Annotated in this window: 16 protein-coding genes; 1 reads left to right on the top strand and 15 read right to left on the bottom strand. The window is 51.5% G+C overall.

What is annotated here, in order from left to right:
- Positions 1-31: 31 nt before the first annotated feature.
- The 11 genes from ACFSUF_RS21745 to ACFSUF_RS21695 form a co-directional block, all read right to left on the bottom strand.
- On the bottom strand, positions 32-1,969 hold the full coding sequence (locus ACFSUF_RS21745) for an FtsX-like permease family protein (RefSeq protein WP_377606536.1): 1,938 nt from the start codon (positions 1,967-1,969) through the stop codon (positions 32-34).
- Positions 1,966-2,718 carry an ABC transporter ATP-binding protein gene (locus tag ACFSUF_RS21740; protein WP_377606533.1) on the bottom strand — a complete coding sequence of 251 codons (753 nt, stop codon included), beginning with the start codon at positions 2,716-2,718 and terminating at the stop codon, positions 1,966-1,968. Before ACFSUF_RS21740 ends, ACFSUF_RS21745 begins: the two co-directional genes overlap by 4 nt.
- Positions 2,719-2,849: 131 nt before the next feature.
- Positions 2,850-3,845 (bottom strand): sensor histidine kinase, encoded by a 996-nt coding sequence (locus ACFSUF_RS21735; RefSeq protein ID WP_377606531.1) that lies wholly within the window; start codon positions 3,843-3,845, stop codon positions 2,850-2,852.
- Positions 3,842-4,537, bottom strand: a complete 696-nt coding sequence (locus ACFSUF_RS21730; RefSeq protein ID WP_377606529.1) for a response regulator transcription factor — start codon at positions 4,535-4,537, stop codon at positions 3,842-3,844. Before ACFSUF_RS21730 ends, ACFSUF_RS21735 begins: the two co-directional genes overlap by 4 nt.
- 255 nt (positions 4,538-4,792) lie before the next feature.
- A complete protein-coding gene (locus tag ACFSUF_RS21725) occupies positions 4,793-6,427 on the bottom strand; it encodes a response regulator transcription factor (RefSeq protein ID WP_377606527.1) in 1,635 nt (544 codons plus the stop codon).
- 19 nt (positions 6,428-6,446) lie between these two features.
- Positions 6,447-8,294 (bottom strand): cache domain-containing sensor histidine kinase, encoded by a 1,848-nt coding sequence (locus tag ACFSUF_RS21720; RefSeq protein WP_377606525.1) that lies wholly within the window; start codon positions 8,292-8,294, stop codon positions 6,447-6,449.
- Positions 8,295-8,459: 165 nt separating this feature from the next.
- On the bottom strand, positions 8,460-9,146 hold the full coding sequence (locus tag ACFSUF_RS21715; RefSeq protein ID WP_377606523.1) for a hypothetical protein: 687 nt from the start codon (positions 9,144-9,146) through the stop codon (positions 8,460-8,462).
- Positions 9,130-9,675: a hypothetical protein gene (locus tag ACFSUF_RS21710; RefSeq protein ID WP_377606521.1), complete on the bottom strand. Its 546-nt coding sequence runs from the start codon at positions 9,673-9,675 to the stop codon at positions 9,130-9,132. The genes ACFSUF_RS21715 and ACFSUF_RS21710 overlap by 17 nt, the downstream gene beginning before the upstream one ends.
- Positions 9,676-9,831: 156 nt before the next feature.
- Entirely contained in the window at positions 9,832-10,353 is a 522-nt protein-coding gene (locus tag ACFSUF_RS21705) for a DMP19 family protein (protein WP_377606519.1), read from the bottom strand.
- Positions 10,354-10,371: 18 nt separating this feature from the next.
- Positions 10,372-11,979, bottom strand: a complete 1,608-nt coding sequence (locus ACFSUF_RS21700) for a response regulator transcription factor (RefSeq protein ID WP_377606517.1) — start codon at positions 11,977-11,979, stop codon at positions 10,372-10,374.
- Between the two features lie 96 nt (positions 11,980-12,075).
- Positions 12,076-12,753, bottom strand: a complete 678-nt coding sequence (locus ACFSUF_RS21695) for an AlkZ-related protein (RefSeq protein ID WP_377606515.1) — start codon at positions 12,751-12,753, stop codon at positions 12,076-12,078.
- Between the two features lie 123 nt (positions 12,754-12,876).
- Between ACFSUF_RS21695 and ACFSUF_RS21690 the strand changes: the two genes are divergently transcribed.
- Positions 12,877-13,734: an aldose epimerase family protein gene (locus ACFSUF_RS21690; RefSeq protein ID WP_377606513.1), complete on the top strand. Its 858-nt coding sequence runs from the start codon at positions 12,877-12,879 to the stop codon at positions 13,732-13,734.
- A gap of 828 nt (positions 13,735-14,562) precedes the next feature.
- Here ACFSUF_RS21690 and ACFSUF_RS21685 read toward each other — a convergent pair.
- The 4 genes from ACFSUF_RS21685 to ACFSUF_RS21670 all read right to left on the bottom strand — a co-directional run bounded on the left by ACFSUF_RS21685 (position 14,563) and on the right by ACFSUF_RS21670 (position 19,019).
- On the bottom strand, positions 14,563-15,666 hold the full coding sequence (locus ACFSUF_RS21685) for a glycoside hydrolase family 76 protein (RefSeq protein WP_377606511.1): 1,104 nt from the start codon (positions 15,664-15,666) through the stop codon (positions 14,563-14,565).
- 100 nt (positions 15,667-15,766) lie between these two features.
- A complete protein-coding gene (locus ACFSUF_RS21680) occupies positions 15,767-16,825 on the bottom strand; it encodes a glycoside hydrolase family 76 protein (RefSeq protein ID WP_377606509.1) in 1,059 nt (352 codons plus the stop codon).
- 90 nt (positions 16,826-16,915) lie between these two features.
- Positions 16,916-18,142, bottom strand: coding sequence for a glycoside hydrolase family 76 protein (locus ACFSUF_RS21675; protein ID WP_377606507.1), 1,227 nt, complete (start codon positions 18,140-18,142; stop codon positions 16,916-16,918).
- A gap of 10 nt (positions 18,143-18,152) precedes the next feature.
- Positions 18,153-19,019: a carbohydrate ABC transporter permease gene (locus ACFSUF_RS21670; RefSeq protein WP_377606753.1), complete on the bottom strand. Its 867-nt coding sequence runs from the start codon at positions 19,017-19,019 to the stop codon at positions 18,153-18,155.
- Between the last annotated feature and the right edge of the window lie 64 nt (positions 19,020-19,083).

Raw genomic sequence — 19,083 nt, 5'->3', positions numbered from 1 at the left:
AGGGGTGTTTTGGATATTGCTAAAGTTCATGTTATATTTCGAGTTTCCGGTATAACCGACTCAGATATCGCCACCTGGCCAGGAAGAAATATATGATCTGAGCAGTGACAGCCGTCACTATGATGATGAGGGAATGGTTCCAGATGGAGAAATGAACCAGTTGCTGAAGCGCTAAGAACGCAACCCCCGTATGAACCAGAGCCACCCCTAAAGGTAAAAAGAAAAGGACTGCCAGCTGACGGGTAATCATCGTTTTCATTTCCTTCCTGCTCAGTCCCACTTTAGAGATCATCCTGTATTGCTGCTCATCCCGGTCGAGATCGGCATACAGCCGGAAATAGATAAAGCTGGCTGCAAAGGTGAAGAATACAATGCCTACCAATCCGCTGATCATCAATAAAATCCCGTTTTCCTGCCGTGAGGCAACCCATTCCAAGGCAAGCGATCTAATCTGGTCATCAGGGTTATTGTCTGTCTCAACGGCTGTCACCCACTGTCTCGACAATTCCCGGGTTTCTTTCCAATGTTCCACCGTGTATTGGCGGTAAACTCTTAAATGCGGTTTATCTTCATATCCGGACAAAACCCGATTGTACAAGTTGTCGGTGACAACCACTAAGTTATAAGCAATATCCGGAAACACTAAGTGCACGGATACTTTGGCAACCTTAACCGTTGTTTTGAAGTTATCGGCGTCCAATTCGATTCGGGTTGGACCGTATATATTTGCCCGAAACTCGTTGGCCTGTCTTACAAAGGAGGGGGAAAGCATCACATGGCGATCATCGCTAAGCTGTTCCAGTGGATAGCCCAGTTCTGCAGCCATACGATTATATGCACTTAAACTTATGAGGCCATATCCCCCCGCAAACACTGGGGTTACGGGAATAGACCAATAATCGAATCCTTGTGCCTCCAGAGACTTCCCTATTTCAGCAGACTTCCTCTCCCCAAAGGCAGCGTCCTTCCAAGGATACGAATAGGTGAAAGCATACGGATTGACCATTGCTGCAAGCCCCGGATTGCCAATAGCTAATGTTGTTCCGACGCCTGTAAAGGCACCGGCCGAAACGACCGCTACCATAAAGAACATCACTGCATTATCTTTCACCCTGTAAGCCAGCTCGGAAAGCGTAAGCATATTTGTACGTACAAAGTACACAGTACGCCTTTTCAACCATCCGATCACTTGAACACTAAATTGCGTAAACAAAAAGTATGTGCCGATAATAACGGCACCAACTCCGCCTAACAAGATAAGAAATCTGATAATAGAACTGGAATACACCTGGTACACAAAGAGAAACACTATCGCATATCCAGTACCGATCAGCAATATAGCGAGTGTAGAGAGGAGGAACGAAGCTTTAGGCTCCTTTTTCGGCCGGTCTTCGGACATGATCAGTTCCGCGAGGGTTCCTTTCTGTACCATTACAGAAGTGAACATACCTACCAGCAGAAAAAGGATCAGGTAGGCCGCTGCAGTAACGATTAACGCCATTGTCGGCACATAGAACGGAAGCCCCTGATCTATGGAAAGCACGTTAGCGCACAAGAGCAGGGTCAACTTCAAGAATACCAATCCTAGCCCGATCCCAGCAGCTATAGCTGAAAAACCGATCAGTGCATTTTCTATAAATAAAAGGCGGTGCAGCTGTTTGCGTGACATACCCAGCAGCAATAGAATCCCGATCTCTTTTTTTCGCAATTTCAGGAAGGCTCCGACAGAATACAACAAGAAGAAGAATGAGAATACGAAAATTAAGATTTCCGATATTTTCATTCCTATCGTCCCCAGAATGCTGACCGTATCGCTGGAAGCCTGCAGCTCCCCTTGTAGGTCGGGATGGAACAACAGCACTGCATATGAGAAAAAAATCAGAACCGAGAAAATGCTGCTTAAAAAATGGGAGATGTACGTACGCTGATTGCGGACAATGTTATGGTAGGCCAGTCGTTGGAAGTTCATCGTTCGTTGTTCACTCCCAGCACGGACAGCGTGTTCAGGATTTTCTGGTAAAATGCGTTACGGCTGTCCCCGCAATAAATCTCATTAAAGAGCCGCCCATCATTCATAAACACAACACGATGGCAGTAGCTCGCGGCAATCGGGTCATGCGTAACCAGCAGCATAGTAACCTGTTCTTCACGGTTCCTGGACTCCAGCATTTCCATGACATCACGGGCGGCTTTGGAGTCCAGATTTCCCGTCGGCTCGTCGGCTAACACCAGCTTGGGTTTGTGGATGAGAGCGCGGGCAATGGCCGTCTTCTGTGCCTGGCCTCCGGAAATTTCATAAGTGCGCTTGCCTAGGATCGAGCTGATGCCGAGTTTATCCGACATCTCTTGTGCCAGACGGTTCATAACAGCCGGATCAATTCCCTCTAACACCAGCGGCAGCATAATATTTTCTTTTACAGTAAGCGTATGGAGAAGATTATAGGATTGAAAAATAAAACCAAGCTCACGCCGCCGAAACACAGCCAGCAGGTCTTGCGGCATTCCGTAGGGGTCCGCTCCCCCTATTCGGACTTCGCCTGAGGTGGGACGGTCTATAGTGGAAACCATGTTTAGAAACGTGGTCTTCCCGCTGCCGGAAGGACCCATAATACCGACAAATTCACCTTCCTGGATCTTTAAGTTAATATCAGAGAGCGCTTCGTAAGCCAACGCTCCTTTGTATATTTTGCCGAGATTGCGTACAGTTAATATTTCCACAGGTAATCCTCCTTGGTGCGGCTGCTATGGACTAGGACCACGCCCGCAGATGAAAGAATGAGTGCTATCGCATTCTCCATATCTTACTGCAGCCTGTTTCCGGATACCTATCGAATCACCTTCCAACTTTCTTACAGTGTTGTAAGATTGTTCTGAAAATAGAGGCGGACGGTGGTTCCAGCTCCGGCTTGCGACTCTATTTCCACAGCGTGCCCCAGCTTATCGCAGACTTCCTTCACTAAGTAAAGGCCCATACCCGTCGATTCTTTGAACTTCCTTCCATTTTCCCCCGTATAGAAAGGTTCAAACACCCGCCTGATATCCGCCTTCGGAATGCCTACTCCTTGGTCCGTGACTTCCAATACGATCATATTTTCCTTTGAGTAAGCTGTTACCGTAACCCGGCTTCCATAACCCGCCGAATACTTAATCGCATTTGATAAAAGCTGCAGCACTAGAAAGCGGAGCCATTTCGCATCGGTCTGAACTTGCAGCTTGTCATCCACCTTCACTTCAGGATAGACATGGCTGCGGATAAATAACCCCTTCTGTTCATGCACTGCATCTATGACAACTTCACTTAGATATACCTTCTCCACGCTGAAGTCCTGTTCGAACGTCTCCAGCCTTGCTTGGTACAGCAGCATTTCCACACTACTTCTCATCCGCTCGGCTTCTTCGGAAATGCTCGACATTCGTTCGTCATCATCATCCTCCTGCGCAGTCATCTGTATGACGGACAACGGCGTTTTCAGTTGATGGACCCAATGATCTACGAACGTGCTTCGTTCGCGCTGCTTCCGCTGCCAAGCCTGTTGTTCCTCAAGATATTTCCTGTACTGCGCCTCCAGCAGCTCGCTCAAAGCCGCCGGCAGCGGAGCCGCCTCATGGGACTGCACCGAATTCTGCAAACTATCCAGCGGATGTGACAAACGCCGATAAAAGTGCCGGTGCGAAACGTACCTTAGAACCAAATAGCACGCAAACAGAAATTGGGTTATAAAAAACGCATACAGGGCAGTAGGCAAGCGATCATGCCCGTCCAGCGTGTAAATAAAGAGAACGAGCAAACTTTGCCCTATCGACCAGCAGATAAGCAGCAGATGTTCACGGAAAAATAGCTTCATCGCGTCTGGTGATCCTCCCATATCGGACTTAGCCTGTATCCTGATCCCCGCACCGTTTCGAGCGCCTGCTCTATCCCTAGCTCCGCCAGCCGTTTCCGGATACGGGTAATATTCACGCTAAGCGTATTATCGTCCACGAACGAGTCATCCCATAACTGGTTCAATATCGCCTCTCTGCTGACGACACGGGGAGAGCGTTCCAGCAAAGTTTCCATGAGGACCGCTTCCTTTTTGCTTAACATAACCGCCTTCCCCTGCAGCTGCAGTTCCAACCTTTCCGGATACAGCATCAGGCCTGCTTTTTGCACCACTCTCTCTTCGTTTCTGGAAGCATAAGCGCGATTCAGATGATTCCTGATTTTGGCCATCACAATTTCATAGTGAAAGGGTTTCGTCATATAGTCATCGGCACCGTTCTCCAGCGCCATCAGCTGGTCCATCTTTCCGCTGCGCGCCGAGATTACAATCAACGGACAGTCGGAGACCGAGCGGATTTGGCGGCACCAATAATATCCGTCAAAGCTAGGGAGGTTAATATCAAGCAGCACCATATGAGGCTGGATCTCCCGGAATTGTTCCAATACGTGCTCAAAATCGGTCACGATAACAGCCTGGTACCCGTATTTCTGTATATGGGATTGAAGCAGCTCGGCAATTTTGCGGTCGTCTTCAACAATTAGGATTGTATACATACCTCTGTTGCCTCCTCAATCTGAAAATGGATTGTCATAACATCTATGTGATTATAGCCTATATTGTACAATTCTTTAAACGCAGGTCAAATGCAAACAGACCGCCTGGCAGGCGGCCTTGGTAACTCAATCCAATTATGAATTTGCTATTTCACTTCCCAGCTAAGCAGCACAGAACCGTTTACCCCATCGCCATTTACCACGACAACATATTGCCCGCTTGGCGAAGGGCAAGCTGCCATTGTCCTGGGGCCATTAGCGCCTGCTCTGTTCCCGGTACTGCTGAGGCGTGAGGCCCGTTACCTTCTTGAAGTTCCTGCTGAAATGCCCCTGATTCGGGTACCCTACCTGCTCCGCGATCTCGAATAATTTCATGCCGCTTTCCATGAGTTGAGCGGCCTTTTCGATTCGGATCCGGGTCAGGCAGTCGATGAAGTTTTCACCCGTCTCTTTGGCGAATTGCTTGCTTAGATAGCTTTCGCTGACCCCCACCCATTCGCTCACTTGACCCAGCGAGATCGGCTCCCGGTAATGCCGTTCCATAAACAGCTTCGCTTTATCCACCAGACGGGGAGCCTGGACATTGGCCAGGCTGCGGGGGTCGAGCAGGACCGCCGCTTTATCTATGATTTGCAGCATCCAGTTCTGCAAATCTTGAAGCTTCTCAAAGCTCGTAACCTCCTCGTATGGAGGCTTGTCCGACCCAAGCGCCTCTTTCCATTCAACTCGTTTCACCTGCAGCAAAGCCCCTAGCTCCCACAAGAACGAGCGGCATGTTTCGCCGATTTTATGCTTCGAGACAGAGCTGTGTGCTCCTGCGGACAGCATGTCCATTCCCCGCACAGCCTCTTCCCTAAAGCCGCTGCTCCCGGCTTCCATTAGACGGAGCAGCGCTGCGTAATTCCATGTCTCCGAAGCAGCGGATTCCGTCCCCCTGTCCTCCTGTTCGGCAAAGTAGATCCGGCCTCCCCCTTGGAAAAATTTAAGATCAGCAAGCCTTGCCGATTGGGCAAACCTCTCCTTCCAATCTCTTATGTTCAGCGTCTCATCCGATACACCCATCGTTACGGAGCAATTCATATACTGCTTCATATGGGAGCCTAAACGGTTCAACGCACCCACTACTTCATTTCGCTTATCCTGGAAGGACCGGGTTTCCAACTCTGCCGGCAGAGTCAGCATGATGCCGTACTCGCCCTGCTTGATTTCAAGTATGTAAGGCTCGTCGAAGATCCCTTCCAAAGCCTGGCGCATCGCGGATAGAAGGAATCGGCTTTCCGGGAGATCTGCATGGCTTCCGGACGCTCCGTTCATCTCCCTGTCGATGCGGACCGTCACGAAGACGGTAGCGGAAGAACTCTCGCCCCCGCATTCCAGCCACTGTGAAGTAAACGTCTCCCTCTCCAGTTCTCCGGACAACAACAGCTTCAGCGCCTGTTCACGCTTCTGTCTCCACACGGCCTTGCGCTCCCGTTCGAGGTCCTGGCTTTTTTCCCGCTCCTCATGCAGCTTCGCCACCGCTTTGGCCACGACCGAGCCAATGTGTTCCGGATTCATATCAGCTTTCACAATATAATCAATAGCGCCCAGCAAAAATGCTCTGCGGACATAATCATAGTCCGGGTATGCGCTTAGTACTACAACAAGCGGCTTCACCCGCAGCGGCATCTCCTGCAGCGCCTGCAGAAACTGGATGCCGTTCATAGCCGGCATCTGGATATCGACAAGAACCAGGTCCACATCCCCGATCCGCTCCAGTGCACGCAAAGCTTCCTTCCCATCGGAAGCCTCCGCTGCGATCCGGCAGCCGCGGCTCTCCCAATCGACCAGCTCCCGCAGCGCAAGCCTTACCAACGGCTCGTCATCGACTAACAAAACCGTAAACGCCATTACATCACTTCCCTTACTGTTACTCGCCTGGCTCCGCCTCTTCCGGCAGGTCCGTCACGTTGGGCAGGTGCAGCACGACCATGGTTCCCGCCCCGGGCTCGCTTGAAAGTGTCAATCCGTACCGCTCCCCGTAATTCAGCCGGATCCGCCGATGCACATTAGACAGCCCGATGCCTGTAAACAGATCCTTCCCCGAGTCGAGCCATGCCTCCGACATGTCCGCGCCTACACCATCATCTTCTACCGTCACTACAACCGTTTCGTCCTGTTCCAGCCTGATGCTTACTTTGATCGCGCCTTTGCCTTCTTTTTCATGAAGCCCGTGCACAATCGCATTTTCGACAATCGGCTGCAGCATGAGCTTTAATATATAGGAACCCAGAATTCCCTCTTCCGCCTCCACGTCCAAGTCAAACCTGTCCCCATAACGCACTTTCATAATATTCATATAATGATGCAGCAGCGCGATCTCTTCACGAAACGTATTGTACGCCCCGCCGCGGTTAAACGAAGAGGATAACAAATGGATCAAGGAATCCGTCATGTTCCGAATGTGCTCGGACTTGGTCATCATCGCCATAATACGGATCGAGTTCAACGTGTTCACGAGAAAATGCGGATTGATCTGCGACTGCAGCGCCGTAATTTCCGCCTTGCTCTTCTGCTTCTCTTTCTCCTCTTTCTCCACCATCAGTTCCTGAATCCGCTGCACCATGTCATTAAAGGTGGAACCCAGCACAAAAATCTCCGCCGGTCCGCTGGCCTCAATCTGTGCGCTCATGTCACCTTTTTTGACCCGGTTCATTTGCCTTACCAGGCGCGAAATCGGTTTTACCATACTCCTCACCAGGAAAAAAGACACAATGAGGAAAAACACCAGCCCGATCGTGGAGACTAGCATTGTCCGCCGGTATACCTCTTTAGACTGCCGGAACAATTCTTCATAATCCAGCGTATGAACGATCTTCCACCCGGTCTGTGCAGATGTCAGATACAGAATATACGCTTTACGGCCGTTGATCGTATCCGTGTATTGTCCTTTATACGTACCCGAAAGCGCCTGACCCAAATAGGAGTAGGCACTAAGAGGACGGTTATCGGGCAGATTCGCTGTGGAGGTGATCAGCTTTCCGTTTTTGTCCGCCACAAAGAACTCCCCCGGCGAAGGTACATTCGACTGAAGCAAACGCTGCAGCACAGAAGCCTGGAACCGGAACAAAATATTTTCTACATCATAAAACAACAAATTGTATTTCGGCGACACGGCCGCGGAGATGTACAGATTGCTTTTGGCGTTCAGCGGCTGGCTCTCGGGCCCTCCATAGACATGCACCTTGTTCCGGCTGCCGAGTGTCTCCCTGTACCAGTCCATTTGCCGCCATTGGGCTTCCGATAAATTCAGGTCCTGTTTATAAGAATACGTTCCGCTTTTGGCATAGAAGAAAGTTACCGAAGCAATATCCGGCGTATAGTGCAAATAGTTATGCAGCTGATGGTCCAACTCGCGGCTCACCGCGTACTGGCTCTTCAGGGGACTGCGGCGCAGCTGGGTAGCGGTGGCCATTACTTTCTCATCGTTTGCGATCGAAGCTACGGTGTATACCATTTTGCGCAGCTCCGAATCCATCGTGTATGACACCTGCTCCAGCGTCTGCATCGTTCTTGTATTGATATTGTTCAGCAGCACCTGATTAAACGAACGCACCGCAAAAAACGTCACAAGTAAAATCGGCACCAGAATCATCAGAAAAAAAGACACATACAGAATCTGCCCGATACTGGCCCGCCTCCGCGGAGAAACGGCCGCTCCCGCGAAACCCGTTTTCCGTCCCATAGCTCTAGTCTTCAAGTTGATAAAAACGGCCATCGTCCTCCTTACAGAAACCCTGCGTACAATACCCCTACTGTAGCAAAGAAAGCGGAAGCTGAAAACCTTTTCAATTTGGAGCATGTCATTTTTCGTTAAAAAAATAACCCTCCCACGCAGCTCCGGGGAACGGGTTATTTTATTTCCACAACTATGCTTGTAATCTCAGGGAGCATTCTGGCTAAACGACAAGATTCCGACGGCCATCCATTCCTGGTTTTGATAAAATTCTTTGGTTAGATCTGTGGTGCGGAACATTCCCGATGTCGTCGCCTGCATGCCCCAAATGGGGATTTGTTCGGTGTCTGCTGCGTTAGTTTCGTGAATGGTGATTCCGTTGTCGTAAGCCTTATATTTCTCCCAATCCGGGATGTGAAAAGTTGTGCTGGAGTGGCCGTTTTTGCTGATGAATCCATAAAAAATATCCAAGCTGCTTTTACCTGTCTCAGCTGAATTGACCATGGGTGAAACGAAAATCTGTCTCCCTTTCTCTGGCTGCGCAGGAAGAAAAGAGAGACCCTCTGCAAAATTGCCTGTCGATTTCAGCAGCTTTCCTTTGCTCCACACTTCAATCCGGAAGTTGATCCATGTCTTCTCGCCGTTGTAATCCACATCAACCACAGCAGCATGGGGAGCGAAAACCTTAAAGTATTTTCCTTCCTTACTCTCTTGCAGGTTAATGGGCTGTAACTTCACAATTTGGGAACTTTCTACTAAACTTGCCGTCTTCTCATGTTCCGTACCACGTAGACCAAACAGTTCAGGACCTTCACAAGAACAAATTAGCGAAGAAATCGCCAGCAGAAGCAAAACTCTAAAAAACCGGCGTTTTCGCCTACCTAAGCTTTCCAAACATCGCATCTCCCATCAGTTCGTTTGAAATGTTCAACGCCTCTTCCCTAGTACTCGCCGGGGCTGATACCATGAATCCGTCCTTGGACGTCCACCCTCTGCTGATTGCATCTGTAGGGGACTGCTCGTAAACGGTAATCGTCCATTGGGTCATGGCACGGTTGGTATATAACTCCCCGTAATGGAATATGTCCATTTTCCCGTTATGAAAAGCGAAATATGAGATATGTCCGCTCCCTTCCAAATCCAGCTGAATCGGCTGCAACTCCCATGTTCCTGCAGCTTTTGGCAGCACCAGGTTACTGACATCGACCGTTCCGACATACTTGGTGAAGCCCTTTAAATTCCGGTAGGCCGTTCCGCTCAAGTTAACCTTGATACGTTCCGTAGCTGAGGAACCTGAGCCGCCTAACTGGTAGTACACCCCATCCAGATTCTGCTCAATTTTGATAGGCTTGGTCAACCACCAATACAATCCACCTAACACAATAAAAACTGCGACCGCGGACACTTTTATACTTTTGGACATTTGCCTCTCCCCCACCGTACGCTTGAAACAATAAAGTATATTTTATCATATTTGGTTTTCATTTCCATGACCACTTTGGACTATTTCTCACACATGTAAAAGGCCCCCGAGACGGGAGCCTGCAAAATACTGATATTTATAGTAATCTTGATAAACCTAACCATCAAAAACAACAAAAGCATCCGGATGAGCACGAATATGCCGGGCGATCGTCCGGAGACTCTCCTTTGAAACATTCATAAACCGGTCATACCAGAGCACAACCTTATTCCGAAGCTCCTCATCGCGGTCAAGATCCGTTATGGAGACCTGGTTCCATGTTCGGCCGAGGCGGCGGTTATATTCCTCCAGAGTGTTCCTAGTTTCGTTCAAAAGCTCCTGCATACTCTGGACCTCAAAGAAACGCAAAGCCCCCAACACGCCCGACCAGTAATCCCCTCTTTCGAGCAGATAGCAAATCCATCCGTAATACTCCGGTGCCGAATCCTTCGCATGATCGTAAAGGACCCGAAACAGGCATAACGATCTCTGGTGTTCGTTTAAGGCCGCCATGGCTTCTCCTTTGATGCCCATATCCTTCCCGCGCAAACTTACCAGTGTGGGCCCGGCACATGCCCAACCCAGGCGCTCGTCATCCAACGCGGTAAATTCATCCTTGCTGATCGAAACTAAGGTCATGAACGCTCTCCTTATCCCTTATTGCCCCGCCACACTAGCCCGATACTCCGAAGGCAGCACGCCTGTGTATTTCTGGAACACCTTGGTGAAATAACGCCGCTCGGCATAGCCTACCTCCTTGCATATCTTGGAGATGCTCTTGCCGCTCATGAGAAGCAGCGATTTGGCCCGCTCCATCCGCTGGCGCGTCAGGTATTCGATGAACGTTTCACCGTATGTTTGCTTGAACAGCAGACTGAAGTAGGAGCTGCTGATGCCCAGCACGCCGGCCAGCTCCTCCACGCAAAGGTCGCTCGCCAGATTACGGTCGATATAATCTTTGGCATGGATCATCACCACTTCGCTGGATTTCTTTTTCACGAAACCTTCCACGCTGTCTTCCATCAACTGTTTAATCGACGCCAACAAATCCCGGACCCCTACGTTGCGCTCCAGCTGCTTCCAGATCTGCTCCTCCTGGTCCTTAGTTACCACCTGCATCTCCCGCATTTCCCGCAAAATATGCAGTACCAGGAAATTTAAAATCTGCTTTACCCGGTCAAGTGACTGCTCCGAGATGGCCTGAAGCCGTAAGTTGAGTTCGATGAGTGCATCGTCGGTGCGGGTGCGGTCGCCTTTTTTGATACCGGACACGATGTTCTCGATCAGACTCCACATCCCGAAATCCATCGGGTTCTTTTCCTGCTGTTCCGCGTAGTACATGGTCGCATGCCCGGTCTGGGAAGTAAGCTGCAGTCCCCGCTGCACGGATTTGTAGGCCTTGGACAGTTGGGTGATCGCCAGGACTTCCCCATATACTCCTACAGAAACGGAGATCTTGGCATTATCCTGCACCGCTTGACGCAGTTCGTGCGCCCAGCTCAGTACCTCGGTTTCATCCAACCAGCCAGCCAACTCTTCCCCGCCCCCGTACTCCAGCACAACGCACCATTCCCCGTCCCGCATTTGGATGACGGCGTGGTTGACTTCTTTTTTGCGCATCGTATCCTGAATCACATTATGGACGGCAAAATTCCAAAGCTTCCGCTCCTGATCGTCCCAAGTCCGCGCCCGCTGCGAGTAATGGTCCATGTCCGCCACAAACAGCACATACTGCTGGTCCTGAAAAATATGCTCCACACCCGCCAATATCAGGTTCCCTTTGGACACTTGCGAATAATCCATCAAAATATCATACAAAATCTTCTCGCTCGCCAAACCCACGATCCGCCCGATCTGCTGCTGCTCCTTGGTGGATTGAAGCGCCTTAGCCCGAATCCCGCCGGCCACTCGTTCCACTACAGTGCGCAGTTCATCATAATCGATCGGCTTGAGCAAGTAATCCATCACTCCATAGCGGATCGCAGCCCTCGTATATTCATAGTCCTGGTAACCCGTCAGCATGATCACCTGGCATGGATGCTCCTCTTCCCGAAGGCGGCGGATCAGTTCCATTCCGTCCATGACCGGCATCCGGATATCGCACAGCATCAAATGGATGTCCTGTCTTCCCATGTACTCTAGGGCTTCCACGCCATTTTTGGCAAAACCGACGATATCAATGCCCAGCTCATCCCAAGGGATTACTTGTTCCAAATTTTTCGTGATGTGAAGTTCATCATCCACCAGCAGAGCTTGTATCCTCATTGAAATCACCCGTGTCCCGATTGTAGTGCTTCTATTATAGACCTGATGGTTTCGCGTCAAAAGGTGAACATTCCCCCAGTACAGGGATAAAATCCTCTACACCTTCCAAGCCTTTCCGACAAAAGCTCTCGCCGCCGCACTTAACCTGCGTTTCAACTGGGCCGCCAATTCCTCTCTGGCCTGCTCTAGTCCTTTGCGGAACGGGGCAAGCCCCTTCTCCTCCATCCAATGCTGAGCCGTCTCAAAAGAAGTGCTGTTCCACCCGCTCTGCTCCCCCTGCCCGTTCAAACGCACTTTAACCCCGGAAATAACGATATGGCCGGTGCTCTGCAGCTCCGTCACCGCGTCCTCAAAAGCTTTCTTTTGCTCCTTCTCCTTCATACCCGCCCGGGCCCGAAGTTCTCTGGTATCAATACCTTCTTCCGCCTCCACCAGCTTGTACACTTCGTACCCGTTGCGGGATAGCAGGCCGTCCTTATACGCCCCCGCCGCCGTCCGTCCCGAGCTCAACACACATTGGACCAACGGGTAGAGTTCTGCGGCGATGAAGAGGTTCTTTTTCTTGAGCATTTTGCCGTAAGCAGCGGTTCCGTCACCCGGAAATTGGACACGCCAAAGCCACGGGTCCCGTTCCGTTCCCGAATGCCAATCCTCCTTGAGCGTCAGGGATTCGAGCGAAGGATACTCCGGGAGCAGTCCGGCCATGGGCAATATGCCTAATTTGCGAATTTGTTCCGTTACTTGTTCATAAGACAGCGCTGTCATTTCATTCATAAAAAAAGAACCTCCTTAGGTAATTACCGATTTCGAGATCTAGCCCCATCATACCATACTTGTCCGGAGAAAATATGGTATCATTTTGGGATATGATAAAGGTGGAAAGGGTGATTGTAAGCCATGTATCAAGTAGTCGAAGGGCAAGATGTCTATAAAACGTATGAGTTGAAGGATGAAGCACACCAAGCTTGGGCGAAGCTCGCTCCAGAGCGCGGGGGCATCCTGTACAGCTGGGGCGTTCGGGGGCAGGAACTGTTTTACCTGGACCGGGCGACATTCGAGGATCCAGTGGCCAATATCCGCGGGGGCAACCCGGTGCTGTTTCCGATTGCAGGCCAATTAACAGACAAAAAGTACGAGTGGAACGGTGTCGAGTATCCGATGGCGAACCACGGGTTTGCACGTAACCTGCCGTGGGAAGTGATCGCTACGGGAACGGATGACGGGGCTTGGGTGACGATCAAGCTGGTGTCGGGCGCAGAGACGCGCGCGAGCTATCCTTTTGAGTTCGAGGTAGTGTATACATACCGGCTGAAGGACGGGGTCCTGGGAATTGAACAGGACTACAAGAACTTGTCTGCGGAACGGATGCCGTTTTATGCCGGCTTCCATCCGTATTTTGTGGCTTCGGCGAAGGCGCTGGATTATGATACGGACGCACGGACGTATCTGGATTACAACGACGGCGAAGTCAAGCCGTACACAGGCCGCATCGACCTGAACGGCTTGGTCGAGTCGACCGCGTTCCTGGATGCCGAGCGCCGCGACATCGGCTTCGAGCCCGTTCCCGGCCGGAGCATCCGGCTTGAATACAGTGACGTATTGAAATACGTCGTGCTGTGGCATGTGGCCGGCAAAGACTTCGTCTGCGTCGAGCCCTGGATGGCCCTCACAGGCGAATTCCACCGCCGCGACGAACTCGTCTACGCCGAGCCGGGCGAATCCGTCACCGCCTGGCTGCGCATGCGGCTGGAATAACTGGTATTCTCCAGCCAAAAGCACTAATGCATCACCGTAGCATCATGATAGATCACAGGAACATCACTGAAGCATCACGGGAGAACACACCGGCCAACGGGTGCTCTCCCGTTTTTGTTATTTCATTCCTGCTCATCATCCCCTCACCCACGCTCATCACTGGTACTCCTCTTCCTCTGTGTATGCCTTCCGCTTCTGCACCGTTGTCCTCTCCACATGGACTTTTCAAGAAAAATGTTTTTTAAAAGGTGGACATTTTCAATCCTTGCTCTTTCTCCCGAGCAATCAACTAATGCCGTCTTAGGACCTAGTTCTAATACTATATATGGACTTTCTTCTATTCCAGCGGATAGGTGGTGTTTGTCCGCCTTTAGAAAAACAAAAAAGAGCCCTTTGTCCGCGTATGGCGCACGTTTTTGCCCCTTTCTGCGCAATTTTCCACCTTTTTGTCGTGATGATTTAGCCTGATTTAAACCCCTGTTTCTCCATGTCAGATTGTCCATTCAGTATGGACATTTGTGATGTTTATGTTTTTCAAAAGGAGGACATTGGTACCCCCTGACATCGCCCACAAAAATATCCATATATAGAGTCCTAACACTTGGTGCTAACGCTAGATATGGATCGTTTCGAATTAGCTATATAATATAGAGAATGTCCACCTTTTAAAAGACAAAATCGCCAAAAAGTTCACAAGGAGAGGACACCGACAAATTTCCCCAACAAACAAGTAATAAAGCAAGTAATAAAGCAATAAATAAAGCAATTAATTAAGCATATAAAAGAGCATATAAAAAAAGAGGCGTAAGTACGCCCCTTACTTTTCTCTCATAAATAGCCTTTGGATTCCAAAACAGCCATCATCTCCAGCAGCATCACGCCGCTCAATTGGCCGCTGAGCTGTACGAGGGGTTCGGGCGGATCCTGCCAGGATAGGCTGAAGAGTCCGGAAGTGTCCGGGTCTGGCTGATCTCCTGGTGAAATGGACTTTACCGTACCGCCAAGGCTCCCCCTGCCATGGTTCCATAGAGATTCCGCATTGGTACGAAGGAGGCTGATCCAAGGTGCGGACAGCTCAGGCTGAATTTCGATCAAGTTTACTAAATAACGCACATAAATTCCCTTGAAAAGGCCGCAATCGTCGTTGCCCTCCCGGGGCAGCATGCCTGTGACCGGGTCCACCAGTTCTGCAACAGATGCAGCGGCGGTACGCTGAGCGTCAGCCAAATATCCGCTATCTCCCGTAACCCGGTAAAGCTCGATGCCGGCCCCAATGAAGACTCCCTGGCAGTATGTATATTTCCAGTCGTAATCGATCTTCCCGTCACCCAGCCGATTTAGTCCGTCCCATACAAATCCGGTTTCAGGATCAACCAAGACATTTTTGTTATATTCGTATATCCGTTTTGCCCACTCCAAATCCTCCGGCTTGCCGTCATGGCGGTATAATCGGGCGGCGAGGATGGAGGCGGGGGCGTTGGCGGGGGTGTTTTTGTAATCGAGCTGATCTTTCTTCCATGCCATTCCGCCGCCCATGTTGTCATTCCACGCTGTCTGAATATCCGCCCAAAGTTCGTCAACGCCGTGTTTATACTTCACATTTCCTGTAGTTTCATAGGCCCGGAGCAGAGCAAGCGCCATCCACTCCATATCATCGTAGTAATTATGAAGCAGCGTATTCCCGTTCCACCTGACTGCCCCTCGGACCGCCTGTTCCAACAACATTTCGTAAGCCGTATTCTGCGTTCGCTGAAGTGCATCAACCACCACATCCACTACATGGGCATGCCACCAATAGATCCAATTTACGTTACAATTCTCCTCACATGGCACCCAGTGGTCCATTACTTTCCGCTCTTCATTCCAAAATAACCTTTTCAAATCCTGCTGAGCCTGCTCCGCCCGTTGGCCCCAGATGTTTTGGCCCGTCATGAGAATTCCTCCATCCGTCATCTTGAATTATTCCAGAAAAAAGACCCGGCAACTTCTTGCTGCCGGATCCTTGGCTTGGTATTTGAGATATTGAACTGAGCTAGACTACGCCCGCAGCGCCGATCAAACCGGCCTTCTCCAGCTCGGCTGCACGCTCGAGGAGCTTGATGCCGCTAAGCTGCGTGCTGAGCGTCACCCGCTCGGACGGAGCTGCCGTCCAATCCGTGCTGAACACCGTACGGCTCGCATCGCGGCCGCTGGTCCACAGCGCCGCCGCATTGCGTTCGATCAACGCGGCTGCTTCCGAAGACGCCGGCTCTTCGAGCGCCAGTTCCGCCCAGTAGCGGACCAGGACGCCCTTGAACAGGCCGCCGTCGCCGTCCTCTTCATCCGGAAGCACACCGGATGAAGCGTCCGTCAGCTCCGCTTCGGCGGCAAGCGCCGAACGCTTCGCATCGTCGAGGTACGCGCGCTCCCCGGTCGCGCGGTACAGCTCCACCCCGGCCCCCACGTACACGCCTTGGCAGTACGTGAACTTCCAGTCCTTGTCGATCGCTCCGTCTCCGACCCGGTTCATCCCATCCCACACAAATCCGGTCTCCGGATCGACCAGATTCGCTTTCTGCCAAGCGTAAATCCGCTTGGCCCACTCCAGATCCTCGTCCCGTCCGAACTCCCGGTACAGGCGTGCCGCCAAAATCGCCGCCGGTGCATTCGCCGGCGTATTCTTATAGTCCAGCTGCGACTTCTGCCATGCGATGCCGCCGCCGCAATGGTCGTTCCATCCGGTCTGGATGTCCTCCCACAACACCAGCGCCGCTCCCTTATAGCGCTCGACGCCGGTCGCCTGGTACGCCCGCAGCCAGGCCAGCGCCATCCACTGCATGTCGTCGTACAGCTCGTTCGGCCACACGCCGCCGTTGCGCTTCAGCAGGCCGTCGTACAGCGCCGCCAACCGGTCCGCATACCGCTGCTCTCCCGTCCGCTTGAACCCGTCCGTCAGCACATCCACCGCATGCGCCATCCACCAGTAATGGAACACCGTGTTGCACTCCCCGTTCGGGCAAGGAATTTCAATATCGTACAACTGAATATTCTGATTCCAAAACAACGACTCCAACGCCTGCTGCGCCTCTTCCGCGCGATTTTCCCACACCATGGCTCACACACTCCCGTATCTCTAAATATGAATGATTGCTTTCTCCTGCAAAAAAGTCCAACAGCCGCACCAAATGAGGTTCTCCCGCCGTTACTCCTTTTTCTCCTTCACCCATCCTGCCTGCTCCATCGCGGCCATCTGCTCCAGCAGCATCATGCCGCTCAGCTGGGTGCTCAACTGCACCACCTGGTCCGGCGTCTGTGCCCAAGAGTTGCTGAACAGGGCTTTGTCCTCGGCCTTGCCGTACCCCCACAGGCTTTCTGCATTCACGCGCAGCATTTGTACAAGCTCTTCAGCCTGCTCCGCCGCGCTCAATGCCTTGCCGTCGGCCGCCTTCAGTTCAGGCAGCTTCTTCCCGCCGGCCTTCAGCTCCTTCACCAGCTCGCCGACATAGCGGACAAGCACGCCCTTGAACAAGCCCCCGTCGCCTTCCCCTTCGGAAGGCAGCATGCCGGTGGCCGGACTCAGGAAGTCCGCCTTCAGGTTAGCTGCCGTGCGCCGCGCGTCTTCCAAGTACGAGGCTTCGCCCGTAGCCCGGTACAGCTCCACGCCGGCTCCGATATATACGCCCTGGCCGTACGTAAACTTCCAGCCTTTATCGATCTCCCCGTTCCCAGTCCGGTTAATCCCGTCCCATACAAGACCGGTCACAGGGTCCACAAGTGTCTTTTTCTGCCACTCATAAATCTTCTTCGCCCACTCCAAATCAGCGGCATCTTTCGTATGCGCATACATTCTCGCTGCCAGAATGACAGCCGGCGCATTCGCAGGCGTATTCTTGTAATTCATCTGCTCCTTGCGCCAGGCGATGCCGCCGCCCATTTCGTCCGTCCAACCGGTCTGAATGTCGGCCCACAGCACCTTCGACGCCTCCAGATACTTCTCGACCTTCGTTGCGTCATACGCCCTCAGCCAAGCCAGCGCCATCCATTCCATATCGTCGTAGTACCCGTTGATGAACGTGTCCGCATTATTCTCTAGCACGCCTTCGTACTGCTGATAGATCATTTTGGCGTACCGATCGTCCTGTGTCCCCACATAAGCATCCGTCAACGTGTCGATCCCGTGCGCATACCACCAATAATTGAACGGATCCGTGCATAGTTCCGCGATACAGGGAGCAGCATTGTTGAACAGCTTTCTTTTCTCATCCCAAAAAGAATCCGCCAGCACCCCCTGAGCCTCATCCGCCCGCTCGCTCCATACCGTCGGTTTCCCGCCCAGCACAGAGTCCAATTTACCCGACTGAAGCAAAGCCGCCACTAACGCAACGGCAACCAGCACGAGCGCTAATACAACGTTTTTCTTCCGGTTCATAGACAGTCCCTTACCCTTTCGTACCGCTGAATGCAATCCCCTGGACAAAATATTTCTGCAGCGCCAGGAACAAAATCAGAATCGGCACAATCGCGATCAGCGCCCCCGCCATCATCGGGCCGTAATCCGTCTGATAGTTGTAGGAGAACGCCTTAAGTCCCATCTGAATCGTAGCTTTGTTCGGGTCGTTCAATACGATCATCGGCCACAGGAAGCTGTTCCAGCCTGCCTGAAATGTGAAAATTCCCAAGGTAGCCAAAGCCGGCTTCGTCAGCGGCCAGTAAATGTTCCAAAAGATCCGGAACTCCTTACAGCCCTCAATGCGCGCCATTTCCATCATGTCGTTCGGCAGCGTCATAAAGAACTGGCGCATGAAGAAGACGGCGAACGAACCGGCTGCCCCCGGAATAATGACCCCCCAAAAGGAGTTGATAAACCCGTTGCCGCCGCTGCCCATCAAGTCATTGCCGCCGACCAGCGGGAAATTTTTCAGCACATAGAAGCTCGGAATCATCGTAACGATGCCCGGAATCATCATGGCCGCGAGCAGAATCAAAAACAGCGGTTTATTCAACTTGAAATACAGCTTGGCAAAAGCGTATCCGCTGAGGGACCCGAAAAACAGGTTAGCGAACACCCCGGCTACGGCCAGCACAAGCGAATTCCAGAAATAAAGCCCGAACGGTACCGTTGTAAAGGCGGTTTTGTAATGTTCGAACGTAATTTTCGACGGAAGCCACCGGATCGGCAGCGAGAATATCTCATCGCTCGGTTTCACGGATGTCATCAAACTCCAGAAAAAAGGAAGAAACATCACCAGCGCAATCGCTCCGCTAACTACATAAAACAGAATATTTCCGGCCAGTTTCCAAGCCATGGTTTTATTACTTACGGGTGTCTTTTGCAAAGAAGCGCCGTTTGCAGTAGTCAATTCCATTCCC

The sequence above is a fragment of the Paenibacillus gansuensis genome (assembly GCF_042684925.1).
Lineage (GTDB): Bacteria > Bacillota > Bacilli > Paenibacillales > DY6 > Paenibacillus_N > Paenibacillus_N gansuensis.
This window is presented reverse-complemented; position numbering and strand designations above follow the sequence as displayed.

Excerpts from the sequence above, each read along its gene's own strand:
- ACFSUF_RS21745 (WP_377606536.1), bottom strand. The coding sequence starts at position 1,969 with ATGAACTTCCAACGACTGGCCTACCATAACATTGTCCGCAATCAGCGT.
- ACFSUF_RS21735 (WP_377606531.1), bottom strand. The coding sequence starts at position 3,845 with ATGAAGCTATTTTTCCGTGAACATCTGCTGCTTATCTGCTGGTCGATA.
- ACFSUF_RS21730 (WP_377606529.1), bottom strand. The coding sequence starts at position 4,537 with ATGTATACAATCCTAATTGTTGAAGACGACCGCAAAATTGCCGAGCTG.
- ACFSUF_RS21725 (WP_377606527.1), bottom strand. The coding sequence starts at position 6,427 with ATGGCGTTTACGGTTTTGTTAGTCGATGACGAGCCGTTGGTAAGGCTT.
- ACFSUF_RS21720 (WP_377606525.1), bottom strand. The coding sequence starts at position 8,294 with ATGGCCGTTTTTATCAACTTGAAGACTAGAGCTATGGGACGGAAAACG.
- ACFSUF_RS21710 (WP_377606521.1), bottom strand. The coding sequence starts at position 9,675 with ATGTCCAAAAGTATAAAAGTGTCCGCGGTCGCAGTTTTTATTGTGTTA.
- ACFSUF_RS21705 (WP_377606519.1), bottom strand. The coding sequence starts at position 10,353 with ATGACCTTAGTTTCGATCAGCAAGGATGAATTTACCGCGTTGGATGAC.
- ACFSUF_RS21700 (WP_377606517.1), bottom strand. The coding sequence starts at position 11,979 with ATGAGGATACAAGCTCTGCTGGTGGATGATGAACTTCACATCACGAAA.
- ACFSUF_RS21695 (WP_377606515.1), bottom strand. The coding sequence starts at position 12,753 with ATGAATGAAATGACAGCGCTGTCTTATGAACAAGTAACGGAACAAATT.
- ACFSUF_RS21690 (WP_377606513.1), top strand. The coding sequence starts at position 12,877 with ATGTATCAAGTAGTCGAAGGGCAAGATGTCTATAAAACGTATGAGTTG.
- ACFSUF_RS21685 (WP_377606511.1), bottom strand. The coding sequence starts at position 15,666 with ATGACGGGCCAAAACATCTGGGGCCAACGGGCGGAGCAGGCTCAGCAG.
- ACFSUF_RS21680 (WP_377606509.1), bottom strand. The coding sequence starts at position 16,825 with ATGGTGTGGGAAAATCGCGCGGAAGAGGCGCAGCAGGCGTTGGAGTCG.
- ACFSUF_RS21675 (WP_377606507.1), bottom strand. The coding sequence starts at position 18,142 with ATGAACCGGAAGAAAAACGTTGTATTAGCGCTCGTGCTGGTTGCCGTT.
- ACFSUF_RS21670 (WP_377606753.1), bottom strand. The coding sequence starts at position 19,019 with ATGGCTTGGAAACTGGCCGGAAATATTCTGTTTTATGTAGTTAGCGGA.